Source organism: Erythrobacter donghaensis (assembly GCF_002155425.1).
Lineage (GTDB): Bacteria > Pseudomonadota > Alphaproteobacteria > Sphingomonadales > Sphingomonadaceae > Erythrobacter > Erythrobacter donghaensis.
Map to the genome: position 1 here is coordinate 19,533 of NZ_MUYG01000007.1, position 13,088 is coordinate 32,620.

Here is a 13,088-nt window from a genome sequence, read left to right on the forward strand (position 1 = left end):
GCCCGTCCTAGCGCCGGTTGCGCGCCCGTTCCAGTTCGGCACGCGCTTCGAGCGCCACGTCCTGTGCGCGGATCCAGTCGGGCGAGCCATAAGGCAGATAGGCTTCTGCCGCCTGCGCATTGGCGAGCGCTTGCGGATATTGCCGGTTCATCACCTGCACCTCGGCGCTGGCCAGCCGCGCGCGCGGGATATCGCCGCGCGCTTCGTAGACCACGCCCAGCTGATACCACGCAAAGGGGTTGTAGCGATCGCGCTGCACCGAGGCGCGCAGCACCTGTTCGGCCTCGGCGAAATAGCTCTTGTCCTCGGTCGCGATCAGCGCGTGACCGAGCATCCCGGCAATCAGCGGGTGCGCGCGGGTGAGATCGGTGGCGCGGCGCAGCGGGGCCAGCGCTTCGAGCGGGCGACCGGATTCGAGCAGCACCTGCCCCTTCAGTTCGAGGAACCACGGATTCTCGGGCTCGGCAGCGAGCAGCGCGTCGGCCTCGGCCAAGGCAAGTTCGACCCGCGCGTCCTTGTGATAGGCATAGGCGCGGGCATAGCGCGCGGGGATGCTGGTGTCGGTGGGCGGATATGCGGCGAGTGTGCGGCGCGGCTCGGCGAGATAGCCGAACAGCTTGGCCTTGGCCCGCACGAAGCGCTCCTGCAGATCGGGATCGGGCGGGTTGTCCCACGCCGGGTCCCTATCGAGCAACCCGCGCAGCACCTGAATGCGGTCCCCGGTCAGCGGGTGGGTGCGGGCATAGGCGGCTTCGTCGGCCTGGCTGTAGCCAGCGCGGATCTCGTTACCGCGCAGCCGTTCGAAGAAGGCGATCATGCCCTTGCCGGTGATCCCCGCGCCCGAGAGGTAGCGCACGCCGGCCAGATCGGTTGCGGCTTCCTGATCGCGGTTGAAGCTGAGGAAGCTGCCCATCGCGGCCTGTTGCCCGGCAGCGATGATCCCCATCGCGCCCTCGCCCGCCCCGGCCAGCGCCGCGCCGACGCCGAGCAGCAGCGACAGGATGGAGATGCCGTTGGCGGCCTTGGACCGCTCGTTGAAGCGCACCACATGGCCTGCGGTGATGTGGCCAAGCTCGTGGGCGAGTACGCCCTGCACTTCGTTGGCGGTCTCGGCGGCGGAGAGCAGCCCGGTGTGGACATAGATCGCCTGCCCGCCCGCGACGAAGGCGTTGATCGAACCGTCGTTGATCAGCACCAGATCGACATTGCCGGGCTCAAGCTCGCTCGCCTCGATCAACGGGGCGGCGAGGTCCTTGAGCAGCTCCTCGGTCTCGGCATCGCGCAGGATCGATTGCGCCGCCGCCGGCCGGGCGGCGAGGAGCAGGCTCGCCAGCAGCGCGAGGCAGAAGGCGAAAAGGTTGAAGCGACCGCGCATGGCGGCACCCTACCGGAACTGCGCCTGAACGCAAAGTGAAGCGGGGCGGGTGGTCTGCTCGCGCGTCAGCCCGACAACAACGGCTTTAACCCACCAGCTTGCGTGCCGCGCGTTCGACCAACGCGATGTCTTCGGGGACTTCCGCGAGGATTTCCGCGCAGCCGATTTCGTCGCGGCGCACCAGCACCAGCGCGAATTCCGGCCCTGCGCCGTCGAGTTCCTCAAGCGTGATCGCCTCCAGCGCGCGCAGCTGCTGGGCCAGCGCTTCGCGCACGGCGGCGGCATCTTCCACTGGCTTGCCCTGCTCTTCGCGGCGCAGACGGCGTTCGGCCTTGACCACGGCCTTCACCCCGCCCTCGACCTCGGCGAGGAAGCCCGCAAGGCCCCCGCGCTTCATGCGCAGGCGGTGGGCGTGACTGAGCACGGCGGCATATTCAGTGAGGCGCGTCTTGTCGTAATCCGGCCCGAACACCAGCTTGACCACCGGAGTCATCGGCGCGCGTTCCTGCACGGTCAGCCCGGCATCGGCGATCAGTTCGGCGTAATCCTCGGGCGAGTCTTTCGCCGCGAGCGAGAAGTCATAGGCGTGGCTGACTGCGGCGTAGAGCGCGGCGCGGCTGCGATCTTCGGTGCTGTCGGCCGCACGGGCGAGCTCGCGCGCCGCGGCGAGGAAATCGTAAAGACCGGCATCGTCCGCCAGATCGGCGACAGCGAAAGCAGTGTCGTCCTGCGCGTCGTCGATCGGCTCTGCGGCGTCGGTGTCGGTTTGGACTTCCGCTTCAACCTCGACGTCCGCTTCGGCTTCAACTTCGACATCGGGCATGACCTCAGGCTCGGGCGCGGCTTCGGCGTCCTCGCCGGTCAGCGCCTGAAGGTCGTATCCGGCCAGATCGATCGCCTTCTTGAGCGGCGCCTCGATATAATCGGCAAGGCTGGCGAAGCTGTATCCGGCCAGGTCGCCCTCGCCTTCGTCCTCGTCATATTCCTCGTCGTCGTCGAGGTTGAACTGGCTGAAATCGGGCAGCAATCCGTCATCGTCGAGCGGAATCGCGTCGGCGTCGAAATCCTCGGCGTAACCCGTAACATCACTCTCCGGCACCGCCTCGTCATCTTCATGCGCGGGGGAATCGGCCCAGTCGGTGACCGGATCGGCGGTGCGGCGCACCGGCTCGTCCTCGAGCTCGAGCTCGGCGCCGAGTTCGAGCGCCTCGTCGATTTCGAGCAGCAGCTCGTCAGCGGTCAGCTGGTCGGCGACTTCCTTCCAGTTGATCACGCCGTAGATGAAGTCGATCGTCTCATCGTCGCTGGAATAGGGCAGCAGGATGCCGCGATAGAGGATCGCGACCCCGGCATGATTGACGAATTCCGCCTCGAACCCGATCGGCGCCTGATTGGCGAGGATCTGCATATAGTGATCGGTGATGCGGCTCAGCAGCGAACGCGGCGGCACGTCCGAAAGGCGCGAGATGCTGACTTCGGCAGAGCATTCGCGCGCCAGCTTTTCGCCGAGATAGCGCACGCCCGGATTTTCGATCCCGTAAGAGAAATCGAGCAGCACCGAATGCGGCCCGAAATCGGGGAGGTCCGCCGGTTCGAGATCCTCGATATTGGGGAACATGCGGTCGCCCAGCAGGCTCGCCCAGTGATTGTAGGCGCGCACCTGCATGCGCCGCTCGTCCTGCCCGATGGCAGAAGGCGGAAGATCGCGCACGGAACCCGCCGCCACGCTGTCGTCCTCGGATGCGTCCCAGACCCGGTCCGGTGTGGAATCGGAGTCAAAGGTGCCGCGCAGAGTGTCCATGGCTGTTATACGCCCCTTCGTGAACCTGTTTCGAGAGGTTCTGGCGTGGTGTGGTAAACATCACGTTAAAGGGGTGCTTGCGGGGGGTGTCGGTTGTGCTGGCCGCGCGAGCAGGCAGCCCGCCAGCGCGACCAACCTACAGGAAATACCGCATCTTGATGGTCAGGCGATTCATGCTGTCGCCGATCGCCATCACCGCATCCTTGAACTTGGGCGGTGCCATGTTGACCGGCGCGTCGCGCGAAAAGCCATAGCCTTCCTTGGGCATCATCCCCATCGCGCGGTCGGCCTTGCCGTTGTCGTTCTCGTCATGCAGCAGCGCGATCGCGTAATTGCCCGGCTTGACCCCGGTGAAGCGAATTTCGAGCTTCTGCGCGGCGGGCACCACCACGCGGTAGGCATTGGGGTCCTTGATGCATTTGGGGAAGATATCGGCCCGCGTCGTAATGCAGGCGCGCACCACGCCCTTGGTCGAGCGGATGTCGGTGACGGTGATCACCACGTCGCCCGCCTGCGCCGGGGCGGCTGCCAGCGCGGTGCCGGCTGCCGCCAGCGCAAGCGCCCCGGCCTTCATCCCGCCTGCGCTGCCGGAGCGCCGTGCCCGGCCTCGGCCACGATCCGCCGCGACAAGCCCTTGTCCGTCCCGCACAGCCGGTCCCACAGCCGGAAATAGAGCCCGAAATTGCATCTGTATTCCTCGTGATGACGTTCGTGATGACTGGCGGTTATCAGCCAGTTCCCCAACGGCGAGTGAACAAGCCAGCGCGGGAACATCTCCCACCCCATGTGATTGGTGACGCCCATGACCGTCGCCACAGTCAGCACCACGCCCAGCATGGCGAGGTGGATCGGCACCAGGAACACCAGCACCGGGATCACGATCGCGCCCGTCACCGCCTCTACCGGGTGAAAGCTCATCGCCGTCCACGCGGTCGGCGGGCGGCTGTCGTGGTGGACGGCGTGGGCGATCCGGAACCACTTGGGCCGGTGCATCCAGCGGTGGCTCCAGTAGAAACAGGTGTCCTGCACGAAAAGGTAGATCAGCACGCTGAGCGGGTGATACCACAGCGGCAGGGCGCTCCAGTCGGCGGTCATCTGCGTCCAGCCGTGGTGGTTCCAGCCCCACAGCACGATCCCCGCGGGCGCGCCGTAAATCCCGGCCGAGAGCAGCGACCAGCGCACCTCGCGCCGGATCTGCGCGGATTTGCCGTCGTAGAGCCCGGGGCGCAGCCGCGCGGTCAGCCAGGCGAACAGCCCGCTGGTGAGCGCATAGCGCAGCGCCACGATCAGCGTGACGGCAAGGCTCACGATCAGCAGTGCAAGCGGAACGGGGGTGTCGGCGGGCAGCATTACGGGGCAGCTATGCCGCAAATCGCCCCCGCGCGACAGGGCAAACTCGGCCCCCCGTTAGGCAAGCGAATCGAGCGCGGTGCATAGCGGATCGACCAGCGCCATGTGCCGCCGCAGCGCCGCTCTGGCGAGATGCTCGACCTGCGTCTTGCGCCGCGCGGCGGCCAGCGGATCGAGCGCGGCGGGGCGCAGGATCTCGGCATCGTAGCCATCGGCCACGATCACACCGCAGGTCTCGGGGCGATAGGCCTCGCTCTCCAGCGGCGCGCGGTCGAGCCCCGGCGGCAGGCCCCAGTAGAACCGGTCGCAATAATCGAGATAATCCGGCCACTTGGCATCGCCCAGCAGATCGGCCCGCGCGACCTTGATCTCGACAATCACGATCAGCCCCTTGGCATCGATCCCCATCAGATCGGCGCGGCGGCCGTTCTTCAGCGGGACTTCCGACAGGCACCAGATATCGTTGCGCGCAAACAGCCGCCCGATCCCGCGCGCGACATCGCTCGCAGTCAGAATTGGCGAATCAGGTGGGGCAAGCGGAGCGCCGGACATGGCGCAGCGTTGGAACGAAAGTGGAACGTCGTCAAGCCTGCGGGTCGAGCACGCTGATCATCGCCGCGCGCGCCGCATGATACTCGCGCCACAGCACCAGCGCAGGCGCCGCCGGGTCCTGCCCGCGCCGCACCAGCATGCCAAGCGCCCCCAGCCCGGTGTCAAGCATTGCCGCGCAATCGGCCACGGTCTGCTCGACCAGCGCGTGCTGCCACGGCGCCGCCCGCGCGATCACTGCGCCAAGCTCCCCGCCGATCTCGACCGGCTCGGGCGCGAGCCGTGCGAGCATCGCGACCGCCGCCGCCTGCCCATGCAAGCTCACCAGCGCCTCGGCCAAAGCCTCGGGCTGAGGCGCGGCGCCGGACGCGGGAGCGGCGGCGTTCTGCGGAAGAATCGTTTCGGGCGGAAGCGTGGCCATGGGCCGAGCCTAGGCGGGCATCCTTGCCGAGAGGTTAAACCCCGCCCCCCGCGCCCTGCGGCCCCGCCCGCACAATTGTGTGGCATCGCGCCCCACCTCTTGCTAAGCGCCGCGCCGCACGCAAGAATGCCGTCGCAAACGGTATCGGCACCCGTAGCTCAGCTGGATAGAGCGCTGCCCTCCGAAGGCAGAGGTCACAGGTTCGAATCCTGTCGGGTGCGCCATAATTTTAAATACTTAGATAATCTCTCGGTCTGCGGTACGGAACGCGTACGGAAAAGCGGGTGTGCGCTACGGCGCTTTCGATGTCGCGTTTAGTGATCTGTCGCGCTATCGTTCAGCCTGCGACTAAATCTTGCCAATCAAGGGGGTTATTTTTGGCGGTCGACCTGAACCAGCTTGTCCATCGATTGTTTCAAACAGCCGAGCAGCTCTGGACAAACACGACTCTCCGTCCTGATCAATACGCACAGCCGGTGTTGGCGTTGATTGCCCTGCGCCAAATGGAGAGCAGGTTCGATATCGTGAGCGAGGAACTTGCCAGAACCTTCACGGGCCGCCTCAAGCCTACTCCCGGCGACTATCAAGGCAGGGGCGCGATCTTCCTGCCCGATCATGCGCGGTTCTCTTATCTTCTCAGCCTGCCCGAAAATGAAAACCTGCCCGAAGCGATTAACGTCGCGATGACGGATATCGCCGAGCAAAACCCCGATCTCGCGGGTGTGCTACCACAAGGCTACGGCTCCCTCCCTGATAGCGTGCTGCGAGAGTTGCTCCGCCTCCTTGCCCCGCTGGAAATCGACGGCGATGCCTACGGCTTGATCTTCGAATACTTCATGGGCGAGTTCGCCGCCAACTACATGCAGAAGGGGGGCGAGTACTTCACCCCCGCCTCGATCGTGAAGCTGATCGTCGAGGTGATCCAGCCCTACCATGGCCGCATCCTCGATCCGGCCTGCGGGTCGGGCGGCATGTTCGTCCAGTCGGCGGACTTCGTGAAGCGCCAGGGGTCCAACCCCAGCCGCGAAATCTCGATCCACGGCATCGAGAAGATGGAGGACACACAGAAGCTCTGCCGCCTTAACCTCGCGGTGCATGGCGTGTCGGGCGACATCCGCGTGGCCAACGCCTACTACGAAGACCCGCACAAGCTGGTCGGCCAGTTCGACTTCGTCATGGCCAACCCGCCCTTCAACCAGTCCGAGGTCGATCGCTCGCGGCTTGTGAACGAGGCAGGCGTGGTCAGCCCGCGCTTCCCGCTCGGCATCCCCAGCACCAACAACGCCAACTACCTGTGGATCGGCATGTTAGCAGCGGCGCTCAACGAGAGCGGACGGGCGGGCTTCGTGATGGCCAACTCAGCGTCGGACGCGAGCGGATCAGAGCGCGAGATGCGCCGCAAACTGGTCGAAAGCGGAATGTCTCCACAGTGCGGGATCGGGCTGATCCGCGCTTCGCGGCAGCCCAATTGAAACAGATTTGGACGGGTTTGAATCGCCAGGGCCAACATCAAGATCAAGTTGCAATTGCGCTTCGGTGTCATCCAAGTCTTCCGGCTTGATCTTGAAGAAGCGCTGCGCCGAATAGAAATCCCTGCCAAAGTCCTTGAAGCCAAGCAGCGCGTGCCCACGGGATCTAGCGGCCCAAAACCGGTCGTAACAGCCGCGACCGTAAGCAGTTGGCCAGCCTTCGGGCCAAAGGCCACCATCTTGCCAGCCTCCCGACCTTCCCAATGGCCTTGCTTAATGCACAGGGCCATGTCGTTGATTTGCGGAGCATCAGACATCGTGTTTCTCCTTCGCGCACAGGAGAGAAGTGTTTCGATGTTGCTGGAAAGCCCGGTTCGTTGCCTTCAGCCACATCCCCTTACGGGAGCCACCTTGCCCGGACTGGCAGGTTGGCGAGGGCAGATCGCCCCCTCTTGATGCACGGAGAAAAAGGCCAAGCGGCAACCGCTATGTCAAACTGATTCAGGAAGATGGTGGTCACTCAGTTTGAAGATCATCGACATGGAAATCTACCATTGTGCCCGAAGCTCACTTTACAAAATTCGTCATTTAAACCCATGCTTTTAGTTATTCATCGATCGCGGGCAAAGCGAGAAGCCGTCGCAATGAGTGCAGCAGCCCTACAACTGCTCGGAGGTTATTTAGATCAGCATGCGCTTCGCAGAATTTCAGTAGGTTGTGCTTTCCGTCCCGTGTCAACTCCCGATGAATAGCATCTTCCCTAGTCTCGGTACGAATGACAGCAGTGGGGTAGTGTTCGACGAAGAGGTCGAAGAGCGCAGCCCCTACCAAATCCTCAAGCTCCCATGAAATCCCTTTGTATACTGAATTCTTCTCTTCAAAGCATCGCTGAACCGTGGATGGATCGAGGTTGCCAGGTAAAGGCATTACTGGCCTGAGACGAAAAAGGTCACGAAACTCGACGATGGACGCGTCCAGGCTCCGGGCACTGCTGACTGCCTGCCTTCCCGCCGCATCGTCATCAAATAGACCTATAAAGCGATAAACGGGTCTGCCAGCGGGGGAAAGACATGCTCCACCAAGGTTTCGAAGGGTCACTAACTCCCGAATTACACCCCTGGTGCCGCCTCTGTCTCGTTCACCAGCAGCGACTATAGCGATGTCGGATAGTATGTCTTTCCTTGTGGCTTGGCGAAACAATCCAGCCGCAAGCATGATCAATGCTACGTCTGATGTACCCTCCAATAGTACGGTACGCGGCTCAAGGTGCCAGCCTTTTGAAAGGCCATAGCGCCTTACGATGTCTTGTTCGGGTGGGATCATTTTACTGGTTCATGGACCCAACCGGTCGCAAGAATGGACCGTTATGACCGAAAGAAACATTTGCTCTAAAAACTTCATTCGCTCGGTGCTGCCTCACGCCAAACTCTTGAGGCCTGTATGGAACGGTGACATTGTCCAATTCGCGAACTTTCGCCATCGCTCGGTGATCGTGTGTATAAGCGGCAATGGCAGTCACGACGCGTGGCTTACCTTCCGTGTCCACCAGCCAGCGAAGATTTGTCGGAACTTGGGCGAAAATGTCGGTCTCGCTCCAGAGCTTCCGCAGTCCCCTAAACTGCTTGTCCGCCTCGATGGCACGCATATTCTGCATCAGGATCAGCGCATACTCTAGTCGCAACTGCGGCGTGAGCCTGAAGTCGGTTGCAACCAAAGCTTCAATTTTCGCAAGCAACTCGGGATAGTTGTGAGGATTGCGCGCTACTGCAACCTGATACCTCAGGCGAGCCACCTGAGGATTTCCATCTCCCAATGGGTTTTCCAACAAGCTACCGATCGAGTGCAATGCTTCTCTCGGCAAATCTTCAATCGCCGTGGGCGCAGCCCCTTCAGATACCTCCACTATCAACAGCCAAGACGCAACCAGTAGTTCCGTAGGTGTTTCGGGATGCTCACGCAGGCTAAACGCCTCATTGGAAGCCATGAGCATGTTGAGTGCGCGTTCCGCCAAATCGACAAGAGCAAATCTGCGCTCCCCGCTGCTGTCATGGCGTATTGCATCGTAGGCGATTTCGAGCGCCTCAACACAGAGCCGCGACCGATCCTCTCGCCTTTCTTCGGCTGCCGACAACAGGCTTTTTACATGGGTCTCTATCACATATGGATTTGAAGGATTTTCCTCGAACGCATGGCGAGTTGCGTTGGCGGCAAATTCGCGCAGCTCGGCCAGTTCATCGTCGCTGGCGCCTTGCTTGGCCCTTACACGAACGAGATCGAAATATGCGTTTGCGAGCGAATTATAAAGATTGATGTCGGCCTCTCGACCCTGAACTGCATTAATCGAACTAAGAGCATAATGAAGGTCTTCTAGAGCACGCCGTAATAGTATCTCTTGTTCATGAGGAGTGACTCCGTATTGCTCCTCGTCGAGCCATGCAACTCGCCGTCGTGAAATTGCGGTATGGTGTCGAAATACTCGACTGCCATTACGCAAAGCTATTGGCATTTTGTCGAGAGCATCCAGAACCTCGCGCCAGAGGTCGGACCAAGTTGAGCGACCGCGGTCGGGATCAATTTTGAAGACTGTCGTAGCGAAATCCTCGCCAAAGGCGAGAAGATCTCTTTCGCCGATCATCGGATTGGAACTGATTTCACTGAGCAGCAGGAAGCGTAGGTGAAGGGGCGAACGCGCGTGACCCAAGCCAAACTCAGTTCTCGCCTGGGGATCATAGAATACAGCATTGAGGAGCAACTGGCCTAAAATGTCATGCGCAAGAGCCCAGAACTTCCTCCCACGATCCGCCAGCCTCACCAGTCCGATCGGCGCAAGATTGGAACGACGGTCATCAAGAAGCAAGTGAACAGGCCATTCGCTCGCACCTTGGAGGATAAGTTCCTCCGGCATCGGTAGTCGCTCTGCACTAAGGGCTGCTATTTGAAGGATCGCTCGTCGAACCTCGGGGGTGTCGGCAGACTTCTTGAAGGCTCGGTAAACCCAATCCTGAATAGATTCAGTATAGTCAAACTGCGCCTGAAGCCAGAAAGACAGTGTAATCCAGAACGCGGCCATTTGTTCGAAGTATCGAACGGAATGCGCCTGCTGAAAATTAACCCACTGCCAATCTGGCTTTTCTTTATTGTAATGCCTCAAAAATCGATTGAGGTGTCGCCCGAGTTCGACCGTATCAGCTTGCTCAAGCATATGGCGAAGTTCAGCGAGTGCACAGAATTTGGACTCGTCAAAATAAGCGAGCTCTCGCTGCATGCCGGTAACTACAAGGACGCAAACGGGTCGTCCGGCCTGCTCGAATTCCTTGATAAATCTCCGAAGCTCGCTGTCTCGGGCCTCCCAATGTATGCGATCGTAGACTAGGAGCCAAGGCGTCTCGTACCTTCGATTATCCTCGCTTGGTGACTCGCCCTCCTGCCGAGCAGTTGCACTAAGTCGTGCCCGGTTGAGGAAGTTCTGAAGTTGTAACGCCTCCGGGACGAACGGCAGAGGCTTGGCAAAGAGGGTGGGGTAGCCTTCGCGGGCAGCCCTGAATGCCAGGCTCCGAGCGAGAGTGGTCCCTCCAGCTCCCGGCTCCGACATGATGTACGCAACCCTATTCTCAGGCGCCCCAACACCGTCCAGTTTCCGCAGGAGACTTCTCAGCTTCACCCAAGGGGTGTCGTTGTTGAACCAAGGGAGCTCTGCGGCGAACGGGCGCCAGTCATCGACCTCACCTCGGAAAAAGGCATTAAAGACTTCCTCAGGCAACGCGGTTTCGTCTACGAAAGATAAGTCACGCTCTAAAATAAGCGAATAGTCTTCTAATATCGGCTTGTCTGGATCATCGATCCCTTCAAGATTTTTTTCCTGAAGATCGCCTAATTCGTCACGCATACGGACGATTAAACGTTCGTCTTGTTGCGCGTCCCTGTAAGATTGAGCGGTCAGCAGAGCAAACTCTTCGGACTGCAGTGCAACGAGCGTTGCCGTTGGAGATCGCCCACTTTCCTCCAGCCAAGCAAGCACCCGTTTTGCCGCGCCTTGATCACCGTCGACAAAGATGAGGTTCGTCCGGAAACCGGCCGACCACAACTCCCTGAGTTCGACCGGGATGTCACCGCCGGAGCCAACTACGACAAGCTGCCTGACATTTGAGCGCCGGAGTTCTTCCTGCATCGTCATGCGGCGCAGGCGATTTTCGAAATCAGGCCGGGCCTCACCTCGGCCAGCCAACAAAAAGACCGGCATTGAGCGTTGCGGCAGGACTATTCGCGACGGGTCTCCGTCAATGACGTGGATAAACCCACGCTTAGCAACGAGTGGGCCTTGGCTTGGCGCTTCAAGTCGAGCGATTAACTCTGAGCGATTGATGTCCAGAAAGACGTGTCGCCACGGTAATTCGATCAACGATTCAAGTATATCATCGCCGATCTCAGAACAGTTACTTCCAATCCACAAGGACACTTCACGATCAGCAAGTCCCGTCAACATGCCCTTAGGCAAAATTGTCGTTTGCACGATGGAATTCAGTGCCAAATTTTTACCCCTCAATCGCTCTCTTACATCAGTGTGGCGGATGAAGCCGATTACGCCTCAATCTTTGCCGTGGCATCGATCGCCTTAACTCCTCAGAAGCGATGCCAGCAGTGATTCAGATTTGCAATCAAGATTGGGTACGCCAACTTATCAAAACCAACGTGACGGAAGTAACAGAGTATGGCCGCGCATCGATCACGACAGCCAATGCTCCATTAGAGATCCCAATGCTCTGACCGGACGGCGAAGCTGCAGAAGGTGCAGCAATGAGGTCAGCACAGCAAAATTTGCCGATGGAAGGGCTCCAAATTGATGATCTTCAAACTGAGTCACCTCCAGGAAGACAGAGCTTACTGGCCGAAGTCACAGAGCGAGCTGAGATAGCGCCGCTACGGCGGCTTCGCTTGCTAGGTGCCCATAGTGGCGCTCGATCATTTCTGCGCTTGTTCCTGAAATCTGCGCAATTGTGAGCAGCGGCAGGCCAGCCTGCACGAGATCGGTGATTGTGCTGTGTCGGAGGGTGTACGCGGTCACTCCCACGGGAAGGTCAGCCGCCTTCGCGGCAGCACCGATTGGCACTTTCCAGCTGTTCTTGTCCCACGGCTTGCCGTTGGTGCGCATGAAAAGCGCGGCGGCTGGCAGCTTGTTTTCTGACTGCGCGGAAAGAAGTGCGGCAGCCTTCTCAGGCACCTGAATACGGCGAAGCTTCCCGGTCTTGTCCTTGCCGATCGTAAGCTCCTTGGTGCGCGTGTCGAAGTCAGCCACGGTCAATGCCGCGATTGCGCCCGGCCTCAAGGGTAGCAGGCACAGGGCCTCAACAAACGGCGCAGCCTCAAGTTCGATCAGATCCAGCAAAGCCCTGCGCTGCGCACGATCGAGGTAGAGCGTCCGTTGGCGATCAGCATTCGGAATGGCGCGCAAGGCTTCCTGCCACGCGGCTTCGGTCTTCGGCGTGCCCGGTGCGATAACCTTGGTCAGTGCGGCCCGAAGCACAGCCATGTCGCGATTTATGGTTGCTGGCGCGCGCTCGCGGATGCGCTTCTCGCCCTTTTTGCGCCGACTGATCTGCGCAGGAGTAGCTTCAAGCCGTGCCCGCCAGTCGATCAAATGCCGCTTCCGCAACTTGTCCAGCCGGACCTTTGCCAGCTGGTCGCCATAGACGTAGCGCTTGAAGCGCCCCTCTGCATCTGGACTGGTTTCCGCATAGACCCGGCAGGCATCGCCGACCGTTTCGAGCTTGGCTTCTGCCACTCCGCCAGTCTCGACCTGCTCGGCGAAGACTTCAGCGTCCTTCTTAGCAGCGGTGAAGCGGTCTTTGCCCGATATGTCGCCGAAGTCCCCGAGCGCCTTGTGTCGATAGGAACCGCTGTCCTCGTCGTAGGCGCGTGCGACCCACGAACCGGCACCTCCGCGTGCAGAGGGGCGAAAGCCGACGAAGCATCCACCCCGTAGCCGGTTCCAGTATGGTTCGCGCCGGGGCTTGAGGCGTTCCCGCTCACCCACTTTGCTAAGGTCACACGCCATGCGCTTGCACTCCGATTTCAGTTTGTACGGAATAGGTACGTAATACATGGTCGAAAATGATCGGACAAGGG

At 60.7% G+C, this 13,088-nt stretch carries 10 protein-coding genes, 1 tRNA gene and 1 riboswitch; of the genes, 2 read left to right on the forward strand and 9 right to left on the reverse strand.

Features of this window, described 5'->3' with window-relative positions; genetic code table 11:
• Positions 1 to 7: 7 nt before the first annotated feature.
• The 6 genes from BZF59_RS03035 to BZF59_RS03060 form a co-directional block, all read right to left on the reverse strand.
• Positions 8 to 1,375: a M48 family metalloprotease gene (locus BZF59_RS03035; RefSeq protein ID WP_086606785.1), complete on the reverse strand. Its 1,368-nt coding sequence runs from the start codon at positions 1,373 to 1,375 to the stop codon at positions 8 to 10.
• An 85-nt stretch (positions 1,376 to 1,460) separates the two neighbouring features.
• Positions 1,461 to 3,176, reverse strand: a complete 1,716-nt coding sequence (locus tag BZF59_RS03040; RefSeq protein WP_086606786.1) for a PAS domain-containing protein — start codon at positions 3,174 to 3,176, stop codon at positions 1,461 to 1,463.
• A 136-nt stretch (positions 3,177 to 3,312) separates the two neighbouring features.
• On the reverse strand, positions 3,313 to 3,750 hold the full coding sequence (locus BZF59_RS03045) for a DUF2141 domain-containing protein (protein WP_086606787.1): 438 nt from the start codon (positions 3,748 to 3,750) through the stop codon (positions 3,313 to 3,315).
• Positions 3,747 to 4,526, reverse strand: a complete 780-nt coding sequence (locus BZF59_RS03050) for a sterol desaturase family protein (protein WP_086606788.1) — start codon at positions 4,524 to 4,526, stop codon at positions 3,747 to 3,749. The genes BZF59_RS03045 and BZF59_RS03050 overlap by 4 nt, the downstream gene beginning before the upstream one ends.
• 57 nt (positions 4,527 to 4,583) lie before the next feature.
• On the reverse strand, positions 4,584 to 5,078 hold the full coding sequence (locus BZF59_RS03055; protein WP_086606789.1) for an MmcB family DNA repair protein: 495 nt from the start codon (positions 5,076 to 5,078) through the stop codon (positions 4,584 to 4,586).
• A 31-nt stretch (positions 5,079 to 5,109) separates the two neighbouring features.
• On the reverse strand, positions 5,110 to 5,496 hold the full coding sequence (locus BZF59_RS03060) for a hypothetical protein (RefSeq protein WP_086606790.1): 387 nt from the start codon (positions 5,494 to 5,496) through the stop codon (positions 5,110 to 5,112).
• A gap of 147 nt (positions 5,497 to 5,643) precedes the next feature.
• Between BZF59_RS03060 and BZF59_RS03065 the strand changes: the two genes are divergently transcribed.
• Both BZF59_RS03065 and BZF59_RS03070 read left to right on the forward strand, forming a co-directional pair.
• Positions 5,644 to 5,720, forward strand: a tRNA-Arg gene (locus tag BZF59_RS03065).
• An 81-nt stretch (positions 5,721 to 5,801) separates the two neighbouring features.
• The gene (locus tag BZF59_RS03070; protein ID WP_245805997.1) at positions 5,802 to 6,968 is read left to right on the forward strand and encodes a type I restriction-modification system subunit M; all 1,167 of its coding nucleotides are present in this window, start codon (positions 5,802 to 5,804) and stop codon (positions 6,966 to 6,968) included.
• A 360-nt stretch (positions 6,969 to 7,328) separates the two neighbouring features.
• Positions 7,329 to 7,429: riboswitch (SAM-I-IV-variant riboswitch) on the reverse strand.
• Between the two features lie 142 nt (positions 7,430 to 7,571).
• On the opposite strand, the gene BZF59_RS16170 is transcribed toward BZF59_RS03070, so the two are convergent.
• The 3 genes from BZF59_RS16170 to BZF59_RS03095 all read right to left on the reverse strand — a co-directional run bounded on the left by BZF59_RS16170 (position 7,572) and on the right by BZF59_RS03095 (position 13,065).
• Positions 7,572 to 8,288, reverse strand: coding sequence for a hypothetical protein (locus BZF59_RS16170; protein ID WP_158094262.1), 717 nt, complete (start codon positions 8,286 to 8,288; stop codon positions 7,572 to 7,574).
• 1 nt (position 8,289) lies between these two features.
• Positions 8,290 to 11,493 (reverse strand): ATP-binding protein, encoded by a 3,204-nt coding sequence (locus BZF59_RS15975; RefSeq protein ID WP_143738075.1) that lies wholly within the window; start codon positions 11,491 to 11,493, stop codon positions 8,290 to 8,292.
• Positions 11,494 to 11,856: 363 nt separating this feature from the next.
• Positions 11,857 to 13,065, reverse strand: coding sequence for a tyrosine-type recombinase/integrase (locus BZF59_RS03095; protein ID WP_245805998.1), 1,209 nt, complete (start codon positions 13,063 to 13,065; stop codon positions 11,857 to 11,859).
• Between the last annotated feature and the right edge of the window lie 23 nt (positions 13,066 to 13,088).